The following is a 22,574-nucleotide window of genomic DNA, read 5'->3' on the forward strand; positions in this document are numbered from 1 at the left end:
GAGCAGCGATGCTTGGACTCGACAAGATGACCCTGGTGACCCCCGACAAGGCCCTGCCCGGGCGGGACGCCGAGATGCAGATCACCGACCGCCACGTGGTGCTCGGGAGCCCGCTCAAGGGCCCGTGGCCCGAGGGCCACGAGGTGCTCTACGTGGCGATGGGCTGCTTCTGGGGCGCCGAGCGCATCTTCTGGCAGATCCCCGGCGTCCACTCGACCGCGGTCGGCTACATGGGCGGGTGGACGGCGAACCCGACCTATCAGGAGACGTGCACATCGCTGACCGGCCACACCGAGACGGTGCAGGTGGTCTACGACCCGGCGCAGGTGTCGCTGGACACCCTGCTCGCGGCGTTCTGGGAGAACCACGACCCGACCACCCCGAACCGGCAGGGCGGCGACATCGGCACCCAGTACCGCAGCGCGATCTTCGCCACCACCGACGCGCAGCTCGAGGCCGCGAAGGCGTCGGCCGCGCGCTACCAGGAGCGGCTGAGCGCCGGCGGCTACGGCCCGATCTCGACGCAGATCGACCGGGTCGCGGACGCGGGCGACGGGCGCTTCTACTACGCCGAGGAGTACCACCAGGGCTACCTCGACAAGAACCCCGGCGGCTACTGCAACCACGGCTTCTGCCAGGTCAGCTTCGCCTGACCCCCGACCCCGCCCCCACCCCCGGACACTCGGCACGGGACAGGTCCAGGGTCGGCGGCGTGTCGGCCCGATCGGACCGGTCTCGACCGGCGTGTCCCCCGGAGATCGGTGCGGACTGTCCGGTGGGCGGGGCGGGACGATGCGGGGAGCGACCCCGGCCCTGACAGCACGACGGCCCCCGACCTCGCGGTCGGGGGCCGTCGGCGCGTCGGATGCTAGTCGCGACCGGAGAACAGCGCGATGAGGCGCAGGAACTCGGTGTAGAGCCAGACGAGCGTGACGATGAGGCCGAAGGCGGCCTTCCACTCGAGCTTCTTCTCGAGGCCGCGCTTCACGCCGTTGTCGATGAAGTCGAAGTCCCCGATGAGCGAGATGCAGGCCAGCAGCACGGCGACCACGCCGATGATGGCGCCGAGCGGGAAGCTGAGACCGCCGATGCTGATCTCCACCGAGCGTGCGCCGAAGGCCCCCATGTCCGGGTTCAGGAACATGATGCCGATGTTCACCACGCTGAACACCAGGTAGGAGATCGCGCCGATCATGAAGATCTTCTGCATCTTGGCCGTGTAGCGCACCTTGCCGGAGCGGTACAGCCAGAGGCACACCATGAACGTGATGCCGGTGGCGAGCAGGGCCTGGACGCCCGCGCCGGGAACCTCGAAGTAGGTCTCGATCCACGCGGTGAGCGCGCCGAGGAAGACGCCCTCGGCCGCGGCGTAGGTGCCCACGAGCCCCACGCCCGGGGTGCGCTTGAAGGCGGCGATGAGTCCGACCACGAGCGCCAGGATGCCGGCGCCGAACGCGAGAAGCATCGCGCCGGGCTGCTCGGCCACGTAGAAGTAGGTGCCGGCGCCGAGGCCGAGGGTGACCAGGCCGAGGCCCACGCCCTTGTTGACCACGCCGCGGTACGACATGCGGTCGTCGGCGTAGCCAGGGGTCGCCGACGGCGCCTCGTACTGGCGCTGGAGGTCCTCGGCCGTGGACTGCTGCGCGAGCAGGGGGTCGGCCTTGAACTCCTTCGAGCTGCTGAACACGGGACTTGCCACGAATGCCTCCTTGGATTGGCGCCCTCAGTCTACCGATCCCCCCTCGGGCCCGGTCCAGACGCCTTGCCTGATCAACGCGGGAACCACCCCCTCTGCTCCAGCGCGGCACGGGCCACGGGTTGAGGCACCGAGTCGCGCCGATTTGGTTCCGCTTGCTTTTGCTTGGTTTTTGTTTCTGTGGTTTCATGTGGATATTGCACCCCCGGAGGACGCAGACGAAGGAGTCGGGATGTACGCGACGGAGCGACAGCAGCGCATCCTCGCCCAGGCGCGCGACGACGGCCGGGTCGAGGTGGCCGCGCTCGCCGAGGACCTCTCCGTCACCCCCGAGACCATCCGCCGCGACCTCACCGCGCTCGAGCAGCGCGGCTCCGTGCGCCGCGTGCACGGAGGCGCCATCCCCGTCGAGCGCCTGGTCGCCGAGCCGACCCTCGCGTCGCGCTCCGCCCACCTGCCCGACGTGAAGCGCCGCATCGCCGCGCGGATCATGGACGAGCTCCCGGCGGGCGGCACCATCCTGCTCGACGCGGGATCGACCACCCACGCGCTGATCGACCTGCTCCCCGACGACGCGACCTTCACGATCCTCACGAACTCGATCCCCGCCGCTGCCGCCCTCGCCGGTCGCCCCGGACTCACGCTGTACGTGCTGGGCGGACGGGTCCGCGGTGTCACGGCGGCCGCCGTGGGCGACTGGGCCTCGGCCGCCCTCAAGGGCGTCGTGGTCGACGTCGCCGTGATCGGCACGAACGGGATCTCCGCCGCCCGAGGCCTCACGACGCCCGACCAGGCCGAGGCCGAGATCAAGCGCGCGATGGTGACCTCCGCCCGCCGGGTCATCGTCGCCACGGACTCCACCAAGGCGGGCGACGACCATCTCCACCGCTTCGCAAGCCTCGCCGAAGTCGATCTGGTGGTGACCGATGCCGACCTCTCCGAGGACGTGCTGGACGAGCTGCGCGAGGCCGGACCTGAGGTGGTGACCGCATGATCGTGACCCTGACCCCGAATCCCAGCGTGGACCGGGCGGTGACGCTGGACGCGCTGGTGCGCGGCGAGGTGCTCCGCGCGAGCGACGTGCGCGTCGACGCGGGAGGCAAGGGCGTCAACGTCGCCCGCGCGATCACCGCACAGGGCGGCGATGCCATCGCGGTGCTCCCTGTCGGCGGCCCGGAGGGGCACCTGCTCGAGGAGCTGCTCGACGCCGCGGACGTGCCGCGCCGCTCCGTCGCGATCACCGGATCCGCGCGCATGAACATCTCCGTGCTCGAGCCCGACGGCACCACGACCAAGCTCAACGAGCCCGGCCCCGAGCTCGCCGAGGCCGAGGTCGAGGCGATGCTGGACGCGACGCTCGAGGCCGCCGCGGGCGCCGCCTGGGTGGTCGGCTGCGGCTCGCTCCCGCCGGGCGCGCCGGTCGATCTCTACGGCCAGCTGGTCGCACGAGTGCACGCCGGCGGCGGGAAGGTGGCGATCGACAGCTCCGGGCCCGCGCTCGCCGCCGCCGTCGCGGCCACCCCCGACCTCATCAAGCCCAACCACGAGGAGCTCGAGGAGCTCGTGGGCCGCGCGCTTCCGACGCTCGGCGACGTCCAGGACGCCGCCCGCGACCTGGTCGCCCAGGGCATCGGCATCGTCTGCGTGAGCCTCGGACGCCACGGCGCCCTGCTGGTCACCGCGGACGAGCTGCTCCACTCCTGGGCCACCATCACCACGCCGCTGTCCACCGTCGGCGCCGGCGACTGCATGCTCGCCGGGATGCTCCACGGGCTCACCCGTGGCCTCGACCACGACGATGCGCTCGCTGAGGGCGTCGCCTGGGGCGCTGCCGCCGTCACCCTTCCCGGCAGCCGCGTCCCTCACCCTGAGGATCTTCACGGGATCCCGGTGGACCTCACCCACTCCCCCGACGCCGGCACGACGCTGGCAGAGAACTGACAGGAGAGGAACTCCCATGTCACTCATCAACGAGCAGCAGGTGATCCTCGGTCTCACGGCCGACGACCGCCACGCCGCGACGCGCGCGCTCGCCGAGACGCTGGTCGCCTCGGGACGGTGCACCGACCTGGACCAGTTCGTCGCGGACGTCCGCAAGCGCGAGGAGACCATGGCGACCGGCCTGCCCGGTGGCATCGCGATCCCCCACGCCCGCTCCGCCGCGATCACCGAGCCCACGCTGGCGTTCGGGCGGCCCGCGGAGGGGATCGACTGGGCCGCGAAGGACGGTCCGGCCACGGTGATCTTCCTGATCGCGGCCCCCGAGGGCGCGTCCGAGGCGCACATGCAGGTGCTGCCCAAGCTCGCCAAGGCGCTCATGAAGAAGGAGTTCAAGGCCGCGCTCGCCGAGGCCACCTCCGAGGACGAGGTCGTCGCGATCGTCGAGGCCGAGGTCGGCGAGGCGCCCGTCGCGACGCCCGCCCCCACCCCGACGCCCGCGCCGGCCGCCGCTGCCGCGGCGACGGAGCCGGCCGAGGCTCCCGCCGCATCGTCCGGCCTCACGCTGGTCGGGGTGACCTCCTGCCCCACCGGCATCGCGCACACCTACATGGCGGCCGAGGCGCTCGAGCGGGCCGCCAAGGAGGCGGGTCACACGATGGTGGTCGAGACGCAGGGCTCGGCGGGCGCGACCCCGCTCAGCGCAGCGCAGATCGCCGAGGCCGACGCCGTGATCTTCGCCCACGACGTCGAGGTGAGGAACGCCGACCGCTTCGCCGGCAAGCCGATCATCGACGTGGGCGTGAAGAAGGCGATCTCCGACGGTCCGCTGCTCATCAGCCAGGCGGTGGACAAGGCCGCCGAGTGGAAGGCCGACCCGTCGAAGGCCGCCGCCGCTCCCGCTGCCACCGGCAGCCTCGCCACCAAGGTGGACGAGAAGGCCGGCATCGGCACCCGCATCCGCCAGTGGCTGATGACCGGTGTGAGCTACATGATCCCGTTCGTCGCCGCGGGCGGAATCCTGATCGCGTTGTCGTTCCTGGTCGCCAACCAGGTGATCGAGGAGAACGCGCAGCAGGAGATCGTCAGCTACTACGTCGGGTTCGTCGACCCTGCCGTGTCCTCGGCCGCCGACTACACGCCGGACCCGTACAACCTCGCCGCGAGCTTCGACGCCACGTCGATGGTCTACTGGGCGGCGCTCATGTTCGTCATCGGCGGCGCGGCGTTCGGCTTCCTGGTGCCCATCCTCTCCGGGTTCATCGCGTTCGCGATCGCGGACCGTCCCGGACTGGTGCCCGGCATCGTCGGCGGCTTCATCGCGAACACGATGGGCGCCGGATTCCTCGGCGGCATCGTCACCGGTGTGCTCGGCGGCTTCGCCGCGAAGTGGATCTCGTCGTGGAAGGTCCACAAGGGCGTCCGCGGAGTCATGCCCGTCGTGGTGACCCCGCTCCTCTCTCTCCTGATCACCGCCGGGCTCTTCATCACCCTGCTCGGCAAGCCGATCGTCGCCGCGGCGACCGGTCTCACCGAGTGGCTCAACGGCATCCCCCCGGAGCAGGCCCTGATCCTCGGCGCCATCCTCGGCGCGATGATGGGCTTCGACCTCGGCGGCCCGGTCAACAAGGTCGCGTACTTCTTCGCGACCGCAGGCCTCGCCAGCGCCGGCGCGGTGTCCGGCTCGACGGAGCTGAAGGTCATGGCGGCGGTCATGGCGGCCGGCATGGTCGCCCCGCTCGCGATGGCGCTCGCCACCGTGGTGCGCCCCAAGCTCTTCTCGGAGCCGGAGCGGGAGAACGGCAAGGCCGCGTGGCTGCTGGGAGCCTCGTTCATCTCGGAGGGAGCGATCCCGTTCGCCGCCGCCGACCCGTGGCGCGTGATCCTGTCCTCGGTGATCGGCTCGTCGGTGACCGGAGCGCTCGCGCTCGCGTGGGGCACCGAGTCGCCCGCCCCGCACGGCGGCGTCTGGGTCGCCGCGCTCATCACCCACTGGTGGCTCTGGATCGCCGCGATCGTCATCGGCGTGGTCGTCATGACGTCGATCGTGCTGATCCTCAAGTCCCGCGACCCCAAGCTCGCGACCGTCGACGCGGCCGCGACCGTCTGACAACCCCCAAGAAAGAAGGAGATCCCTCATGGCACAGCGCACCGTTGCGATCGGCTCGTCCGTCGGCCTCCACGCCCGTCCCGCCGCCCTCTTCGTCGAGGCCGCGCAGGAGACCGGTCTGGACGTCGAGATCGGCCGACCCGGCCAGGACGCCGTCGACGCCACCAGCATCCTCGGCGTGATGGCGCTCGGCGCCAAGCACGGCGAGGAGGTCGTGCTCACCGCCGACGGCGACGGCGCGGACGCCGCGCTCGACTCGCTCGTCGCGCTCCTCGAGCGCGACCTGGACGCGGAGGGCTGACATGTCCGGCGAGACGTTCACCGGCGTGGGAGTGAGCCCGGGGACGGCTGCGGGTCCGGTGGTGCAGGTCGCGCCTCCGGTCCGGCCGCCGGCGGACGAACCCACCCCGGTCGACGCCGCCGCGGCCACCGACCTGGTGCTCGAGGCCTTCGCCTCGGTCGCGAAGGACCTCGACGCCCGGGCCGAGGCCGCCGACGAGCACGCCGCCCCCATCCTCAAGGCGACCGCCCTGATCGCCCGCGACAAGGGCCTCGCGAAGGCCGCGGGCCGCCAGGTGGGCAAGGGCAAGGGTCCGGCGACCGCCATCGCCGCGGCCGTCGACGAGTACGCCGCGCAGTTCGAGGCGCTCGGCGGCTACTTCGCGGAGCGGGTCACCGACCTCCGCGACGTGGGCCACCGCGCCGTCGCGGCCGTGCTCGGCGTCCCCGCTCCCGGGGTGCCGTCCCTCACCGGCCCGTCCGTGATCGTCGCGGAGGACCTCGCTCCCGCGGAGACCGCGGCGCTCGACCGCGCCAAGGTGGTGGCCATCATCACCGCGGCCGGCGGCCGCACCTCGCACACCGCGATCCTGGCAGCCCAGATGGGCATCCCGGCCGTGGTCCAGCTGCACGGCGCCACGTCGATCGCCGAGGGCACCACGGTCGCCGTCGACGGCGACTCCGGCGAGGTCACCCTCGAGCCCGACATGGAGCTCATCGAGGCGCAGCGGGCGCGCCGCGAGGCGCTCGCCGCCGCGCTCGCGGAGGTGACCGGCAACGGCCTCACCAGGGACGGGCACCCGGTCAACCTGCTCGCCAACATCGGCGGGGTGGACGATGCGGTGGCCGCCGGCGCCACGGACGTCGAGGGCGTCGGGCTGTTCCGCACCGAGTTCGTGTACCTGTCCGCGCAGACCATGCCGACCGTCGAGGAGCAGGCCGAGGTCTACCGCAAGGTGTTCGAGCAGTTCCCGGGCCGGCGCGTGGTGGTCCGCACCCTCGACGCTGGCGCCGACAAGCCGCTGGCGTTCGCGAACCTGGGCGACGAGGAGAACCCGGCGCTCGGTCGTCGCGGCCTGCGCCTGTGCGAGGCGAAGCCGGAGCTGCTCGACTCGCAGCTCGAGGCGCTCGCCGTCGCCGCCAAGGAGACCGGCGCCGACGTCCGCGTGATGGCGCCGATGGTCGCCACGGCCGACGAGGCCGCGTGGTTCGCCGAGCGGGTCTACGCCCACGGCCTGCCGAAGGCGGGCGTGATGGTCGAGGTCCCGGCCGTCGCGCTGCGATCGAAGCACGTGCTCGCGGAGGTCGACTTCGCGTCGATCGGCACGAACGACCTGGCGCAGTACACGATGGCGGCCGACCGCATGGAGGGCGAGCTCTCGCATCTGCTCGACCCGTGGCAGCCGGCCGTGCTCGACGTGGTGGCCGCCGCCTGCGACGGCGCGGACCACAACGGCAAGCCGATCGGCGTGTGCGGCGAGTCCGCGGGCGACCCGTACCTGGCGCTGGTGCTCGCCGGGCTGGGCGTGCGCAGCCTCTCGATGGCGCCGTCGAAGGTGCCGGCGGTGCGGCTCGCGCTGTCCAAGCACACCATCCAGCAGTGCCGCCAGCTCGCGCACCTGGCGCTCGAGGCGCGAGGCGCCCACGAGGCTCGCGAGGCCGTCCGGGCCGCGGCGAACGAGGAGCTCACCGCCATCCTGTGAGCCTCTGACCTTCGCCCGACCCCCCACCTCGGGGTTCTCTCTCCCTCCCCGAGCCGACGGCCGGGGCACCCGCTGACGAGCGGGCGCCCCGGCCGTCCTGTCGTCCCCCGTAGACTTGCCTCCTTCCCCAGCGACGAGCCCAAGGAGACGTGTGTCCGCGACCGCCCCGCTGCTCGACGGCATCTCGATCGAGATCACGGCCCGCGACGCGGCGACCCTGCCGACCGCGGCATCGTCCCTCCCGGCGGGCACCCGGGTGCACGTGACGCACCTCGGCACCGAGGAGCCCGCCGCGCGCGTCGAGGCCGCCGGCGCCGCGCGCTCGCTCGGACTGGTGCCGGTCCCCCACGTCGCGGCCCGTCGCGTGCCCAGCGAGGCCGCGCTGCGGCAGCACCTCGCGGCGCTGACCATGAGGGACGCGCACCGCCGCATGTTCATCATCGGAGGCGACCCGGCCACGCCCGCCGGCCCGTACGCCGATGCCGAGGCGCTGATCCGTGGGGACGTGCTCGCCGACCATCACGTCGAGGAGGTCGGGTTCGCCGCGTACCCCGAGGGCCACCCTGCGATCGCGTCGGACGTGCTGTGGGCCTCGCTGCTGCGCAAGCAGGACGCCGTGCGCGAGGCCGGCATGGCGGGGCTGGTCGCCACGCAGATGTCCTTCGACGCCGACGCGGTGCTGGCGTGGATCGCCGAGGCACGGGCGCGCGGACTCGAGCTCCCGATCCGGGTCGGCGTGCCCGGGCCCGCGAGCGTCGCACGCCTGGTGGGATTCGCACGCCGCTGCGGGGTCTCCGCCACCGCATCCATCGCGAAGAAGTACGGGTTCTCGCTGACGTCGCTCATCGGCTCGGCGGGGCCGGAGCGGCTCGTGGGCGACCTGGTCCACGGGCTGTCGCCCGCGGTGCACGGGGACGTGTCGCTGCACCTGTACACCTTCGGGAACCTGGAGGCGTCGGTGGACTGGATCGCGCGGGCGGAGGCGCTCCCGGCCTGAGCGGCCCGCGGCGCTCAGTCCAGCGGGCGGCGGAGCACGTCGCTGTCGAGCGCGGTGCCGTTCAGCTCCGCGTACAGGTGGCCGTCGGTGACCGAGACCGTGAGAGCGTTGCGACGCCCGACCAGCGCCGCGGCCGCGTCGATGAAGCCTGGGTCGAAGCTGACGAGCTCGATCCGCTCCCGCTCGTGGATCCGCTTGCCGTCCCAGCGGGCCAGCACCTTGGCGGGGTCGTGCTGGGTGTACACGACGGTCCGCTCCGCCAGGCGCGACCCGCGGTGCAGGCGCTCCGCCTCGGGCTGGCCCACCTCGATCCACGCGGTGATCAGCCCGGTCAGGTCGCGCACCAGCACCGCCGGCTCCTCGGTGGTGGAGATGCCCTCGGAGAACGCGATCCCCTCCGCGTGCTCGAGGCAGTGCGCCAGCACGCGGGTCATCATGAACGCGCCGGTCTCCGAGGGATGGCGCGCGACACGCAGCGACAGGTCCTCGTAGACGCCGCGGTCGACGTCCGCGAGCGTGATCTCGAAGGTGTGGACGGTCGCGCCAGCTGCCATGGCGCACCAGCCTAGGGGCTGGCCGGCAATCGCCGCCCCGCGCCGCCGCCTCGGTCCCGCGGCCGTGGCGCCACGGCCCCATCCCCCGAAATGGAGGTTCGGCGCACGAAACCCTCGGGTTGCGGTCACCGAGCGTCCATTTCGAGAACGGGGCGGCGGGGACCGGGCCGGGGCGGCGGGGACGGGGCCGGGGCGGCGGGCACGAGGGTGGAGCGGCGCGGCGGGCGTCTCGGCGGTGCCCCCGGCGGGGTTCGAACCCGCACTGGACCGGGTTTAAGCCGGCTGCCTCTGCCAGTTGGGCTACGGGGGCGGGACGATGCGCGGGTCGGGCCCGGCGCGAGCGCGCGGGCTCAGGCCCGCGAGGCTAACAGCGGCTCGGCCACCGCGAGCGCGAGCCCGTCCAGGATGTCGTGCTCCGACGTCACCACGTGCGGCAGCTCGCCCCCTGCCGCCACCACCGCGTCGCGCACGCGCGTCATCACCGTGCGCCACACGAGCGCGCCCGCACCGATGACGTCGACGCGGCCGGGGTGCATGAACCCGAGCGCGGCCCGCTCGTGGCGCGAGGCGACCAGCAGCTCGTCGCAGGCGCGGATGGCGTCCTCGATGGGCAGCACCGCACCGTCGAGCGTCTCGGAGTCGTACTCGGGCAGCCCGAGCGCGTGCGCGGTGACCGTGGTGACCGTGCCGGCGAGGCCGACCAGCGTGCGGGTGCGTTCCACCGGGACACCCTCGAAGGCCGCGTCGAGGGCGGCGTGGATGTCTCGCTCGGCCGCCTCCACCTGAGACGTCGAGGGCGGGTCGCCCGCGAGGTGCCGCTCGGTCATCCGCACGCAGCCGACGTCCATGGAGTGGGCCGCCTCGGGCGCGTCGACGCCCAGCACCACCTCGGTCGACCCGCCGCCGAGGTCGATCACCAGGAACGGCGCGTCGTGAGCCGGGTCCAGCACGGCGGTCGCGCCGCGGAAGCTCAGCGCGGCCTCCTCCTCGCCGGAGATCACCTCGGGCGTGACGCCCAACCGACCACGGACACCGTCGAGGAACTGCTCGCGGTTGCCGGCGTCGCGGGTCGCGGAGGTCGCGACGAACCGGATCGACTCCACCCCGTGCTCCCGGCACAGCGCCGCGTACCCGTCGACCGCCGCGAAGGTCCGCGTGAGCGCGGCCGCCGAGAACTCGCCGGTGCGGTCGACCCCCTCGCCCAGACGCACCACCACCATCTCGCGCACCACGTCGGTCAGCTCGAGCGAGCCGTCCGCCCGCGCGGCCACATCGGCGATCAGCAGCCGGATCGAGTTGGTGCCGCAGTCGACGGCGGCGACGCGTGCCACGTCCTCAGACCTCGACCGCGCAGGTGCAGCGGTCCGGCGTCCACGCGTGGGCGATCAGGGCGAGCGCCTCGTCGCCCAGCGGGTTGACCCCGGGACCCGCCGCGAGCGCGTGCCCGACGAGCACGTGCAGGCACTTCACGCGGTCGGGCATGCCGCCGGCCGAGATCCCGTGGATCTCCTCGACGTCCCCGAGCGCGTAGCGCTCCTCGAGGTAGCGCTCGTGCGCGGCCCGGTAGGCCGCGGCCAGCTCGGGCTCCTCTCCCAGCCGCGCCTGCATCGTCTTCATGACGCCGTCGGCCTCGAGCGTCGACACCGCGCTCACGGCATCGGGATGGGTCAGGTAGTACTGCGTCGGGAACGGGGTCCCGTCCGGCAGCCGCGGGGCGGTGTGGACCACCGTCGGGTTGCCGCAGACGCAGCGGGCCGCGATCGCGACCACGCCGCGGGGCACCCGCCCCAGCTGGGCCTCGAGGACGGCCAGGTCACGGTCGGTCGCGGGGGTGTCGGTCACCCGGGAGAGTCTAGTCGGCGTCGCTCGTGGCCGGGGCGGGCTCCTCCTCCGCCGCCGCCTCGCCCGCGATCGAGCCCCACACGCGGGTGTACCAGACGCCGTCCTCGGTGCCGGTCGACTCCTCCTCCGCGGCGGGCGATCCCTCCGCGGCGCCCGCCACGGTCTCGGGGTCGATCACGCGGTACGGGGTCTCCCCCGGGAAGACGAACGCGAGACGCTCGCGGGCCTGCGCGACCACGTACGCCGGGTCGTCCCAGCGCGCCGCCTCCGCGCGCAGATCCTCGACCTCGACCTGGGCCGCCTGGGCCTCCGCGGCGAGGTCGGCGAGCTCCTCCTGCTGGCGGAAGTACGAGCGCAGCGACGGCAGCACCACGGCGGCGGCGAGCACCAGCACCCCCGCGAGCACGGCGATCCGCCACGACGCCGCGGTGAGCCAGGAGCCCCGTGCACGCGCCGGCTCGATGCGGTTGCGCGTCTCGGGCCCGCGCGCATGCGTGGTGGGCCCGCCGGGGCGCGACGAGGCGCGGCCCTTCGGGATCCTCACCCCACCGGTCGCCGGCCCGTTGCGCTTGGGCGGCCGTGCGCCCGCCCGCACGCGGGGCTCCGCTGCGGGCGCCGCGGCGGCCGGGGTGCGGGCGAAGCGCGCGCGCAGGTTCGCCAGCGCACCGGCGGGCGCGGACGGCTCGTGGTGGCGGGCGGGCGGGGGCGTCGGCGAGGACGATGCGCGGGGAGACGCGGGCCGCGCCGGGCTCGGCGCGGGACGGCCCTGGTGTGCGGCGGCGGACGGGGCCTTGGCCGGGCCGCGCGCGGCGCTCGTCGCCGGGCGCTCGGCCTTCGCCGTGCCGCGCGCGGGCCGCTGCGCAGCCTTCTGGGCGCGGGCCTGCGCCTGGGAGCGCTGATCCGCCTGCACCCGTGCCCGGCGCTCGGCCGCGCTCGAGGTGGGGCGGGACGTGCCGGTGGGCGTCGTCTTCCGGCCACGGCCGGGCGCCGGCGGGACCATGGGGACCTGGACGGTGCGGGCATCGGGACCCTCGACCGCATGCCAGCCGCGCGCCGCGGCGTCGGGGACGCGCGGCTCGTCGGGACCGGAGGCGGAGCGCACGGGGACATTGTCGCCGCCACCGGCCGGGTCGGACCGCTGCCGCGGCAGCGAGTCGCTGGATTGCCCGGGCCCACCCCACGGACGCTGCGCACGGAACTCGGACCGACACGCCGAGTCTCGCGCCGCATCGTCCCGCGACACGCCGGGCAACCGGGACGTGCTCCGTGCGCGCTGTCCAGGCATGGGCGCGCCGGGGGGCGAGGCGGAGCCGGCCCCGGAACGCGGAACGGGCGCGCCTCCCGTGAGGGAGACGCGCCCGTCCGTCAGGCTGTCAGGCCGCCTTACGCGCCGTAGCGGCGCGGGAACGCCGACTTGCCGGCGTACTTGGCGGCGTCGTCCAGCTCCTCCTCGATGCGGAGCAGCTGGTTGTACTTGTTGATGCGCTCGCCACGGGCGGGGGCACCGGTCTTGATCTGGCCGGCGTTGTACGCGACGGACAGGTCGGCGATGGTGACGTCCTCGGTCTCGCCCGAGCGGTGCGACACCATGGCGGCGAAGCCCGCGCGCTGCGCCATCTCCACGGCGTCCGAGGTCTCGGACAGCGTGCCGATCTGGTTGAGCTTCACCAGGAGGGCGTTCGCGGCCTTCATGTCGATGCCCTTCTTGAGGCGCACCGGGTTGGTCACGAACAGGTCGTCGCCGACGATCTGGGTCTTGTCGCCCACCTTGGCCACGAGGCCGGCCCAGGAGTCCCACTCGTCCTCGGACAGCGGGTCCTCGATGGAGACCAGCGGGTAGTCGTTCACGAGGCCCTCGTAGAACGCGATCATCTCGTCGGGGGTCTTCTGACCGCCCTCCCACTGGTACGCGCCGTCCTTGAAGAACTCGGTCGCGGCCACGTCGAGCGCGAGCGCCACGTCGTCACCGGGGGTGAAGCCGGCCTTCTCGATCGCGACCAGGATCAGGTCCAGGGCGTCGCGGTTCGAGGGCAGGTTCGGGGCGAAGCCGCCCTCGTCGCCCAGGCCGGTCGCCAGGCCGCGCTCCTTGAGCACGGACTTCAGCGAGTGGTAGACCTCGGCGCCGGTGCGCAGGGCCTCACGGAACGTCGGGGCGCCGACGGGAGCGATCATGAACTCCTGGATGTCGACGTTGGAGTCCGCGTGCGAGCCACCGTTGAGGATGTTCATCATCGGGACGGGCAGCACGTGCGCGTTCGGTCCGCCCACGTAGCGGAACAGCGCGATGTCGGCCGACTCGGCGGCCGCCTTCGCCACCGCGAGGGACACGCCCAGGATCGCGTTCGCGCCGAGCTTGCCCTTGTTGTCGGTGCCGTCGATCTCGAGCATGCGCTGGTCGATCAGGCGCTGGTCGCCCGCGTCCATGCCGATGATCTCGGGGGCGATGTCGTCCATGACCGCGTCCACGGCCTGCTCGACACCCTTGCCCAGGTAGCGACCCTTGTCGCCGTCGCGGCGCTCGACCGCCTCGAACGCGCCGGTCGACGCGCCCGACGGGACGGCTGCACGCGCGAACGTGCCGTCCTCGAGTGCGACCTCGACCTCCACGGTGGGGTTGCCGCGCGAGTCGAGGATCTCGCGGGCGCCGACGGCCTCAATGCTGGCCATGATGCTCCTTCGCTTGGATGGATGTACCTCTAGGGAGTCTAGTCAGCGCACAGCGCACGCGCTGAGCGCCGTAGGTCCTAGTCCGATGAACGTCCGGTGTCCGCCGGACGCTGCTGCTCCGCGTCGCGGGCGGCCCCCTCGAACTCGCGGGTGGCGGCGCGCAGGGCGGCCTCGGCGTCGACGCCGGCGGCCTGCGCGCGCACGGCGAGGGCGAGCAGCTCGGCGCCGATCCGGGCCGCCGCATCGTCCCCGTCGGACGATGCGGGGGCGCCGGGGAGGACCACACCGGCGCGGTCGGCGCGGCTCGCGATCTTCTGCGCGCGGGCCAGGGCCGGCTGGTCCAGCGGGACGCCGTCGAACACCGACTCGCGCCGCTTGGTCTCCTTCTTGATCCGCTCCCAGCGGGAGTAGACCTCGTCGGCCGTGCCCGCCTCCGCGTCGGCGAAGACGTGGGGGTGGCGCTCGATCAGCTTGTCCGCGACGCCGTTCGCCACCTCGTCGAGGGTGAACGGGTCCTCGGGGTGCTCCTGCGCGACGCGGGCGTGGAACACCACCTGGAGCAGGACGTCGCCGAGCTCCTCGCGCAGGTCCTCGCGGGTGCCGTTCTCGATCGCGTCGACCAGTTCGTAGGTCTCCTCGAGCGCGAAGCGCACCAGGGTCTCGTGGGTCTGCTCCGCATCCCACGGGCAGCCGCCAGGGGACCGCAGCCGGTCCATCACCTGGACCAGGCGGATGAGGCCGTCAGTCACGCGCCGCCCAGGACACGTCGGGCGCCGAGAACCCGGAGACGTCGGTGTACATGATGAACGTGTAGGTGCCGAGGCCCAGGTTCGACGCCTGCGTCTGCGCGTCGGCCATCGAGGCCGACAGCGCCTCCGCCGAGAAGTCGCCCAGGCGCGGGGAGAACAGCCCGGAGTCCTCGACGTCGGCGGCGATCTCGGCGAGCTGCGCCTGCGTGTCCTCGTCGGTGAGCGACAGGACGTACACCGCGAGGATCTCGCGCACCTGCTCGACCACCTCGTCGCTGATCTCCGCGTCGGTGACGCCCACGTACTCGAACCACGCGGAGGCGACATTCGCCGCGACCCCCGTGGTGATCGGGCTGTCCGTGTCCTCCGTCGCGGCGACCGCGGCGGGACCGATCAGCGCGTACGTCGCGACCTGGTCGCGCGTCGGGGCGACGAGCCCGTCGCTGTCCTCCGCCCAGGCCGCGGCCAGCTGGTCGAGCCCGGCGGTGGTGAGCGTGGTGCCGTCGTACTCGGCGGCGACGCCGGGGGCGGCGCCCTGGCCGGGCACGGCGCAGCCGGCGAGCAGAAGGGACGATGCGGCGATCACGGCGAGGCGGCGACGGAACGACATGCGGCTCATCCTAGTTGCCGCCCGCGGGCGCGCGGACGCCCATGGCCGCGAGCACCTCGCGGACCCAGTCGAGCACGGGCAGACCCTCGACCGGCTTCCCGCCCACGCGCGCCGTCATGGGCGCGGGGACCAGCACCTGGCGCACCGCGGGCTTGATCAGCGTGCCCGGGTACAGGCGGGTGACGCGCATCGCCGCGGAGTCGGGCAGCTCGACAGGGCTGAAGCGGATCAGGCGGCCCTGGGACACCACGTCGTGGATGCCGGCGGCGCGCAGCTCGATGCGGACGCGGGCGACGGCGATCAGGTTCGCCACCGGCTCGGGGAGCGGGCCGTAGCGGTCGCCGAGCTCCTCGACCACGGCGTCCAGCGCATCGCCGCTCTCCGCGTCCGCGATCTTGCGGTACGCCTCGAGGCGCAGCCGCTCGTGGTCGATGTAGGCCACCGGGATGTGCGCGTCGATGGGCAGGTCGACGGTCATGGGGGCGCGCTCCTCCTGCTCCTCGCCGCGGAAGCCGGCGACGGCCTCGCCGACCATGCGGATGTAGAGGTCGAAGCCGACGCCCTCGATGTGGCCGGACTGCTCGGCGCCCAGCAGGTTGCCTGCCCCGCGGATCTCCAGGTCCTTCATGGCGACGGCCATGCCGGAGCCCAGGTCCGTGTTGGCGGCGATGGTCTGGAGCCGGTCGTGCGCCGTCTCCGTGAGGGTGCGGTCCGGCGGGTAGAGGAAGTACGCGTAGGCGCGCTCGCGGCCGCGGCCGACGCGCCCGCGGAGCTGGTGGAGCTGGGACAGGCCGAAGGTGTCCGCGCGCTCGACGATCAAGGTGTTGGCGTTGGAGATGTCCAGGCCCGTCTCCACGATCGTGGTGCACACCAGCACGTCGTACTTCTTGTCGTAGTAGTCGACGATCACCTGCTCGAGCTGCTTCTCGCTCATCTGCCCGTGGGCGACCGCGATGCGCGCCTCAGGCACCAGCTCGCCCAGCTTGAGCGCCGCGCGCGTGATGGTCTTGACGGAGTTGTGGATGTAGAACACCTGGCCGTCACGCAGCAGCTCGCGGCGGATCGCGGCGATGACCTGGGCGTCCTCGTGCGGGCCCACGTAGGTGAGGATCGGGTGGCGCTCCTCGGGAGGGGTCGCGAGCGTGGACATCTCCCGGATGCCCGTGACGGCCATCTCGAGCGTGCGGGGGATCGGCGTCGCGGACATCGCGAGCACGTCGACGTTCGTCCGCAGGGCCTTGAGCGTCTCCTTGTGCTCGACGCCGAACCGCTGCTCCTCGTCGATCACGATCAGGCCCAGGTCCTTGAAACGCACCGACCCCGTGATGAGGCGGTGCGTGCCGACCACCAGGTCGACGCTGCCGTCGGCCAGGCCCTCGATGACCTCCTTCGCCTCCTTGTCCGTCTGGAAGCGCGACAGGGCGGCGACCTTGACGGGGAACTGACCGAAGCGCTCGGCGAAGGTGTCGACGTGCTGCTTCACCAGCAGCGTGGTCGGGCACAGCACCGCGACCTGGGTGCCCTCCTGGATGGCCTTGAACGCGGCGCGCACGGCGATCTCGGTCTTGCCGAAGCCGACGTCGCCGCAGACCAGGCGGTCCATGGGGACGGCCTTCTCCATGTCGGACTTCACCTCGTCGACGGTGGTGAGCTGGTCGGGGGTCTCGACGAAGGCGAAGGACTCCTCGAGCTCCCGCTGCCAGGGGGTGTCCGGGCCGAACTCGCGTCCCTGCGTCGCCATGCGCGCGCTGTAGAGACGGATCAGCTCGGAGGCGATCTCCTTCACCGCCTTGCGGGCCCTGCCCTTGGTCTTCGACCAGTCGGCGCCGCCCATCTTGTTCACGCTCGGGGCCTCGCCGCCGACGTACTTGGTGATGAGGTCGAGCTGGTCGGTGGGCACCGACAGCCGGTCGCCCGGCCCGCCGCGCTTCGAGGGCGCGTACTCGATGACCAGGTACTCGCGCTCGATGCCCCGTACCGTGCGCTTGGTGAGCTCGACGAACCGCCCCACGCCGTGGGTCTCGTGCACCACGAAGTCTCCCGGGCGCAGCTGCAGCGGGTCGACCGCGGTGCGGCGGCGGCTCGGGACCTTCACCTTGGGCCCCGCGGCGGACGCGGCGCGGCCCGTCAGCTCGCTCTCGTGGAGCACCAGCAGCCTCGCGTCCGCGACCTGGTAGCCGCGCGCATCGACGGAGGCGAGGACGGCGACCACGCCGGCGTCCGAGTCGTCGCCTCGCGCGGCGACGCGCGCCGGGATGTCCCGCTCCGCGCACTGCTCGACGATGCGGTGGGCGCTGCCGACGGACGCGGCGGCGATGGTGACGCGCCAACCGTCGGCGAGGCGCGCCTTGATGAGGTCGAGCACGGCGGCGAGGCGTCCCCGGAAGTCCTCGATCTCCCCGATCGGCGTCGCGACGGCGGCGGCGGAGCCGAACGGCCCGATCGCGGTCCAGCCGAGGCCGTGCTCCGCGGCGGAGACCTCGACGTCCTCGAGCGCGAGGAAGCCGCCCTGCTCCCCCTGGGCCTCGAGCGGCGAGTCCGCGCCGGCCGCCGCGGACACCCACGCGGCCTGCAGGAACTCGGCGGCGGTGCGCTGGAGGTCCTCGGCTCGCCTCGCGAGGCGCTCGGGCTCGAGGGCGACGATGCGGGTGCCCGGCGGCAGGACGTCCGTCACCGGGGTGAGGCGCGTGAGCAGCACGGGGATCAACGACTCCATGCCCTCGACCGCGTGGCCGTCGGCGATGCGGGTGAGCATGTCGGCGGCGGTCGGGATCTGAGAGGCGAGGGCGGTGGCCCGGGTGCGCACCTCGTCGGTCAGCAGCAGCTCGCGGCACGGCGGCGCCCACAGCCGGCCGACCGACTCCAGCGACCGCTGGTCCGCGACCGAGAAGAAGCGCAGGGACTCGACCTCGTCGCCGAAGAACTCGACGCGGATCGGGTGAGGGTCCGTCGGCGGGAACACGTCGACGATCCCGCCGCGGACCGCGAACTCGCCGCGCCGCTCGACCATGTCGACGCGGGTGTAGGCGGCGGCCGCGAGCGCCTCGGTGAGGTCGGTGAGGTCGCGCTCGTCGCCGACTCGCAGGAGCACCGGCTCGAGGTCGGCGAGCCCGGGCACCAGCGGCTGCAGGAGGGCGCGGAGCGGGGCGACCACCACGCGCGGGGCGGGGAGGCCGGACTCGGCCGCGGCCCGCTCGGGGTGGACCAGCCGGCGGAGGGTCGCGAGGCGGCGGGCGACGGTGTCGGAGCGGGGGCTGAGGCGCTCGTGCGGGAGCGTCTCCCAGCTGGGGAACGTGGTGACGGTCGCCGGATCCAGATAGGCCGTGAGCGCGCGGGCGAGCTGGTCGGCGTCCCCGCCGGTGGCGGCGACGGCGACGATGGGCGCGTCGGCGGTGAGCGCGGCGCGGGCGATGAGCGGCGCGGCGGCGGCCCCGGGCGCCTGGACGTAGGTCGCGTCGCCGAGGCGCGCATCGGCCCACTCCCCGAGCAGCGGGGCGAGGGGTGCGGCGGGCGCGGGTGTGGTCACGGGGCTCCTCCAGGGCATGCCGAACGACCGGGATTCTCCGGCGGGACCATCCTAGGCGGCGCCTCCGACGGCGGCCTCGGGTGCCGCGGCGGTGGTCGAGCGGACCACGAGCGTGGTGGCGAGCTGGAGCCGTCTGGCCGGTGGCCTCCTGCCCTCCGCGAGGTCCAGCAGCGTGGTCGCCGCGAGCATGCCCATCTCGCGGATGGGCTGGTGCACCGAGGTGAGGGGCGGCACCGCCCATTCCGCGAGGTACGTGTCGTCGAATCCGACCACCGAGAGCTCGGCCGGCACGGGGATCCCGAGCCGGCGGGCGGCCTCGAGCACCCGGAGCGCGATCACATCGTTGGCGCACATCACCGCGGTGGGCCGGGGCTCCGCGCTCAGCAGCACGAGCGCCGCCTCCGTCGCCCGGTCGACCGTGGACGCGTCGAGCACCACCGTCGGCTCGGGCAGGCCGTGCACGTCGAGCGCGCTGCGGCAGCCCGCGAGCCGCTCCAGTGTCGCGTCGTCGCCGCGCGTCCCACCGAGGAACGCGACGCGCCGGTGCCCCGACGCGACCAGGTGCTCGACGGCCTCGAGCGCACCCGCGTAGTTGGTGGATCCGATCGACACCGTCCTGCGACCGGGCCGGTGCGGCGGGTCGACGAGCACCACCGGCAGTCCGATGTCCTCGCACAGCGCCACGGCGGCGTCGCTCACCTCCGTGGCGACGGCGAGGGCTCCGACCGTGCCCCGCGCGAGGCACCGCCGCACCCACTCCTCGGTCCACGGGACGGGGCGGCCGTCGGGGACCGCCTGCATGATGTCGACCGAGAGCTCCGCGCCGCGCTCGTAGGCCGCCGTGCGGACGGACTCGAGCACCTGGGCCGAGTACGCGTTCGTGATGCCGTCGAAGACGACCGCGAGCGAGGCCCCCTCCGCGAACAGGCGCTTCGCGGTCGTGGGCACGTAGCCCACCGCCCGCATCGACGCGGCGACGCGCTCACGGGTGCCGGCCGCCACGTCCGTCCTGCTGTTGAGCACCTTCGACACCGTGGTGACCGAGACCCCCGCGTGCCTGGCGACCGCCGCCAGGGTGGGCCGTGCTCGACGCATCGTCCCTCCCTCGTTGGCACCCGGTGATCGAAAATCTTCCGGCGCCGCTCCGCTTGCCTCCACCTTAGACATCCGGCCACCCTGGCAGAAGTCTTCATTTGATCGAAACTTTCCCCCAACGCGCGAGCGCACGGCCGAGCCCCGCGGCCATCACCCTCAGGAGCACCCCGATGAGCGCCACCCCGATCACCACCGCCGACAGGACCGCGTCCTGGACCATCACCACGCAGTCCGACGTCTGGTCGACGCAGGCGCCCGCCGCGCTCGACGCGCTCGAGGTGCGCGCGATGGAGGACTTCCCCTCCGTCATGATCCGCAGCTCGGAGCAGCGGCAGCGCGTCGACGGCTTCGGCGCCTGCTTCAACGAGCTCGGCTGGCGCGCGCTCCAGCGCCTGCCCGAGCCCGACCGCGAGGCCGTGCTCGACGCGATCTTCCTCCCGGGCGCCGGCCTCAACCTCACGCTGTGCCGGATGCCGCTGGGCGCCAACGACTTCTCGCTCGACTGGTACTCGTACGACGAGGTCGCCGGCGACCACGCGCTCGAGCACTTCAGCGTCGAGCACGACGAGGCGACCCTGATCCCCTTCATCCATGCGGCGAAGGAGCGGCAGCCCGACCTGCGCGTGTGGGCATCGCCGTGGAGCCCCCCGACGTGGCTCAAGGCCAACGGCCACTACGCGGCCGCGGAGCCGTTCCCCGCGTCGGGTGTCGAGAACGGCATCCGTCCCGACCAGGTCGGGCGGGAGGGCACCGACATGGCGCTCCTCGACGAGGCGCACCTGGACACGTACGCCCGCTACTTCGGCCGCTTCATCGAGGAGTACCGCGCCCGCGGCATCGACGTGTTCATGGTGATGCCGCAGAACGAGTACAACTCCCCTCAGGTGTTCCCCTCCTGCACCTGGACGCCCGAGGGCCTCGCCGCGTTCCTGCGGGTGCTGGGGCCGCGGATGGCCGCGCTCGGGGTGGAGGTCTTCCTCGGCACCACCGAGCGTCCCGACGCCCGCCTGGTGCTCGACACCCTCGCCGACCCCGAGGTCGCCCGCTGGGTGTCGGGCGCGGGCTTCCAGTGGGCCGGCAAGCGGGCGATCGCCGACGTCCGCACCGCGCGCCCCGACCTCGCGCTCTACCAGACGGAGCAGGAGTGCGGGGACGGCCGCAACGACTGGCGCTTCGCCCGCCACGCCTGGTCCCTGATGCGCCACTTCCTCACGAACGGCACGTCCGGCTACTGCTACTGGAACATCGCCCTCGACGAGGGCGGGGTGAGCCGCTGGGGCTGGGCCCAGAACTCGCTCGTCGTGGTCGACCCCGGGACCGGCGGCCACCGCTTCACCTACGAGTACGCGGTCTTGCGCCACGTCAGCGGCTTCGTCCAGCCCGGCGCCGTCCGTCTCGAGGCCTTCAGCTGGTCCGGGTACGAGAACCAGCTCGCGTTCCGCAACCCCGACGGCACCACCGTGATCGTGGTGCAGAACGACATGGCGGACCCGATGCCGTACGTGGTCTCCGTCGACCAGGAGGTCATGCGGGTGGTGCTGCCGGCCGACTCGCTCAGCACGTTCGTGCTGCCCGCCCCGGACGCCGCGGCCTGAGGATCGCCCGGTCCGTCAGCCCGCGACGGGCTCCTCCGCCGCGACCCTCGCCAGCAGGTCGAGCGTCGCGCGCGCGGACCGGGCCGCGGCATCGTCCAGGTGCTCGTCGAACTCGACTCCCCCGTCGCCCTGGCACATGTCCGACACGCAGCGGAGGGACAGGAACGGGATGCCGGACGCGGCGGCGACCTGCGAGACCGCGGCGGACTCCATGTCCGTCGCGATCACCTTGGGGAAGCGCTCGCGGATCAGGTCGACCGTCTCCGCGACCGCGAAGGCGTTCGCGGAGGCGAGGTAGCCCTTCTTCGCGCCCATCGCGACCGCGAGGTCGACCAGCGCGTCGTCCGACTCGTGGAACTCGGCGTGGCCGGGGACCTGGCCGTACTCGTAGCCGATCGACGTCGAGTCGGCGGACCAGTCGAGCGAGCAGCACGGCGCCACCAGGTCGCCCACCTGCACGTGACCGGGGATGCCGCCGCAGGTGCCGGCGGAGACGATCAGCGTGGGCGTGATCCCGCCGATCACCCCATGCGCGGCCAGGGTCGCGGCGCGGGCGGCCGCGACCATGCCGATGCGCGTCACCACCAGCAGGTAGGTGACGTCGCCGGACGTCACGAGCCAGGCGTCGTCCGGCGAGTTGAGACCCTCGTGGTGGTCGGAGAGGTCGAGGAATCCCTGGGCCTCCTCCGGCATCGCGACCAGCACGGCGGGGATGGAGGCGGCCATCAGCGCATCACCGTGAGGAGCTCGTCGGCGTGCGCCGTGAACTCCGTCACCGCCGCGCGCATCGCGTCGAGCGAGTGGTGCGCCCCCCACCCGCACTGCACCTCGTTCGCGGCGGGGACCTCCTCGAGGTCGAGCATCGAGGCCATGGTGGCGAGCACCAGGTCCTTGATCTCCTCGGGCGCGTGGTCCCCCGACATGATCAGGTAGAAGCCGGTCTGGCAGCCCATCGGACCGAAGTCGATGACCTGCGCGCTGTGGTCGCGCACGCACTCGGCGAACGAGTGCTCGATCGAATGGACCGCGGGCATCTCGAGATGGCCGACGTTCGGCTGCGTGAAGCGCACGTCGAACTTGGTGAGCACGTCGCCGTGAGGCAGCTCCTTGCGGTCAGCCAGCCGGATGAACGGCGCGGCCACGGCGGTGTGGTCCAGGTTGAACGACTCGACGTTCATCTTGCGTGGCTCGGTCACGGTGGATCCTTCGGCTC

At 73.0% G+C, this 22,574-nt stretch carries 20 protein-coding genes and 1 tRNA gene; 8 read left to right on the forward strand and 13 right to left on the reverse strand.

Annotation, left to right across the window (positions count from 1 at the left end; all coding sequences use genetic code 11):
- Positions 1-8 precede the first annotated feature (8 nt).
- Positions 9-653 (forward strand): peptide-methionine (S)-S-oxide reductase MsrA, encoded by a 645-nt coding sequence (gene msrA, locus QQX10_RS07630; RefSeq protein WP_301118844.1) that lies wholly within the window; start codon positions 9-11, stop codon positions 651-653.
- Positions 654-868: 215 nt separating this feature from the next.
- Here the strand turns inward: msrA and QQX10_RS07635 are convergent, their stop codons facing one another.
- On the reverse strand, positions 869-1,699 hold the full coding sequence (locus QQX10_RS07635; protein WP_301118842.1) for a Bax inhibitor-1/YccA family protein: 831 nt from the start codon (positions 1,697-1,699) through the stop codon (positions 869-871).
- 229 nt (positions 1,700-1,928) lie between these two features.
- Here QQX10_RS07635 and QQX10_RS07640 point away from each other — a divergent pair, with 229 nt between their 5' ends.
- The 6 genes from QQX10_RS07640 to QQX10_RS07665 all read left to right on the forward strand — a co-directional run bounded on the left by QQX10_RS07640 (position 1,929) and on the right by QQX10_RS07665 (position 8,723).
- Positions 1,929-2,690 carry a DeoR/GlpR family DNA-binding transcription regulator gene (locus QQX10_RS07640; protein WP_301118841.1) on the forward strand — a complete coding sequence of 254 codons (762 nt, stop codon included), beginning with the start codon at positions 1,929-1,931 and terminating at the stop codon, positions 2,688-2,690.
- Positions 2,687-3,637, forward strand: a complete 951-nt coding sequence (pfkB, locus tag QQX10_RS07645) for a 1-phosphofructokinase (protein WP_301118840.1) — start codon at positions 2,687-2,689, stop codon at positions 3,635-3,637. Before QQX10_RS07640 ends, pfkB begins: the two co-directional genes overlap by 4 nt.
- A gap of 16 nt (positions 3,638-3,653) precedes the next feature.
- Positions 3,654-5,744, forward strand: coding sequence for a PTS fructose transporter subunit IIABC (locus QQX10_RS07650; protein WP_301118839.1), 2,091 nt, complete (start codon positions 3,654-3,656; stop codon positions 5,742-5,744).
- A gap of 28 nt (positions 5,745-5,772) precedes the next feature.
- Entirely contained in the window at positions 5,773-6,045 is a 273-nt protein-coding gene (locus tag QQX10_RS07655) for an HPr family phosphocarrier protein (protein WP_301118838.1), read from the forward strand.
- A gap of 1 nt (position 6,046) precedes the next feature.
- The gene (gene ptsP, locus QQX10_RS07660; RefSeq protein WP_301118837.1) at positions 6,047-7,726 is read left to right on the forward strand and encodes a phosphoenolpyruvate--protein phosphotransferase; all 1,680 of its coding nucleotides are present in this window, start codon (positions 6,047-6,049) and stop codon (positions 7,724-7,726) included.
- Between the two features lie 151 nt (positions 7,727-7,877).
- A complete protein-coding gene (locus tag QQX10_RS07665) occupies positions 7,878-8,723 on the forward strand; it encodes a methylenetetrahydrofolate reductase (protein ID WP_301118836.1) in 846 nt (281 codons plus the stop codon).
- 14 nt (positions 8,724-8,737) lie between these two features.
- Here QQX10_RS07665 and QQX10_RS07670 read toward each other — a convergent pair whose 3' ends face one another.
- The 10 genes from QQX10_RS07670 to QQX10_RS07715 all read right to left on the reverse strand — a co-directional run bounded on the left by QQX10_RS07670 (position 8,738) and on the right by QQX10_RS07715 (position 19,766).
- Entirely contained in the window at positions 8,738-9,277 is a 540-nt protein-coding gene (locus QQX10_RS07670) for a YaeQ family protein (RefSeq protein ID WP_301118835.1), read from the reverse strand.
- A gap of 236 nt (positions 9,278-9,513) precedes the next feature.
- Positions 9,514-9,587: transfer RNA gene (locus QQX10_RS07675), tRNA-Leu, on the reverse strand.
- Between the two features lie 40 nt (positions 9,588-9,627).
- Positions 9,628-10,608 (reverse strand): Ppx/GppA phosphatase family protein, encoded by a 981-nt coding sequence (locus QQX10_RS07680; protein ID WP_301118834.1) that lies wholly within the window; start codon positions 10,606-10,608, stop codon positions 9,628-9,630.
- Positions 10,609-10,612: 4 nt separating this feature from the next.
- Positions 10,613-11,119, reverse strand: coding sequence for a DUF501 domain-containing protein (locus QQX10_RS07685; RefSeq protein ID WP_301118833.1), 507 nt, complete (start codon positions 11,117-11,119; stop codon positions 10,613-10,615).
- 10 nt (positions 11,120-11,129) lie between these two features.
- Complete coding sequence (locus QQX10_RS07690) at positions 11,130-12,221, reverse strand: septum formation initiator family protein (protein WP_301118832.1); 1,092 nt, start codon at positions 12,219-12,221, stop codon at positions 11,130-11,132.
- 281 nt (positions 12,222-12,502) lie between these two features.
- Positions 12,503-13,786, reverse strand: coding sequence for a phosphopyruvate hydratase (eno, locus tag QQX10_RS07695; protein ID WP_301118831.1), 1,284 nt, complete (start codon positions 13,784-13,786; stop codon positions 12,503-12,505).
- Between the two features lie 77 nt (positions 13,787-13,863).
- A complete protein-coding gene (locus QQX10_RS07700) occupies positions 13,864-14,535 on the reverse strand; it encodes a nucleoside triphosphate pyrophosphohydrolase (protein ID WP_301118830.1) in 672 nt (223 codons plus the stop codon).
- Complete coding sequence (locus QQX10_RS07705; protein ID WP_301118829.1) at positions 14,528-15,145, reverse strand: hypothetical protein; 618 nt, start codon at positions 15,143-15,145, stop codon at positions 14,528-14,530. The genes QQX10_RS07700 and QQX10_RS07705 overlap by 8 nt, the downstream gene beginning before the upstream one ends.
- A 10-nt stretch (positions 15,146-15,155) precedes the next feature.
- Positions 15,156-18,689 carry a transcription-repair coupling factor gene (mfd, locus tag QQX10_RS07710; RefSeq protein ID WP_439710115.1) on the reverse strand — a complete coding sequence of 1,178 codons (3,534 nt, stop codon included), beginning with the start codon at positions 18,687-18,689 and terminating at the stop codon, positions 15,156-15,158.
- A 33-nt stretch (positions 18,690-18,722) separates the two neighbouring features.
- Positions 18,723-19,766, reverse strand: coding sequence for a LacI family DNA-binding transcriptional regulator (locus tag QQX10_RS07715; RefSeq protein WP_301118827.1), 1,044 nt, complete (start codon positions 19,764-19,766; stop codon positions 18,723-18,725).
- Between the two features lie 170 nt (positions 19,767-19,936).
- Between QQX10_RS07715 and QQX10_RS07720 the strand changes: the two genes are divergently transcribed.
- A complete protein-coding gene (locus tag QQX10_RS07720) occupies positions 19,937-21,361 on the forward strand; it encodes a glycoside hydrolase family 30 protein (RefSeq protein WP_301118826.1) in 1,425 nt (474 codons plus the stop codon).
- A 15-nt stretch (positions 21,362-21,376) separates the two neighbouring features.
- Here QQX10_RS07720 and mtnN read toward each other — a convergent pair whose 3' ends face one another.
- Complete coding sequence (gene mtnN / locus QQX10_RS07725; RefSeq protein WP_301118825.1) at positions 21,377-22,087, reverse strand: 5'-methylthioadenosine/S-adenosylhomocysteine nucleosidase; 711 nt, start codon at positions 22,085-22,087, stop codon at positions 21,377-21,379.
- A complete protein-coding gene (locus QQX10_RS07730; protein WP_436968566.1) occupies positions 22,087-22,557 on the reverse strand; it encodes an S-ribosylhomocysteine lyase in 471 nt (156 codons plus the stop codon). The genes mtnN and QQX10_RS07730 overlap by 1 nt, the downstream gene beginning before the upstream one ends.
- Positions 22,558-22,574 lie beyond the last annotated feature (17 nt).

Origin of the sequence: Demequina lignilytica (assembly GCF_030418305.1) — a bacterium.
In the GTDB taxonomy this organism is placed as follows: Bacteria; Actinomycetota; Actinomycetes; order Actinomycetales; family Demequinaceae; genus Demequina; species Demequina lignilytica.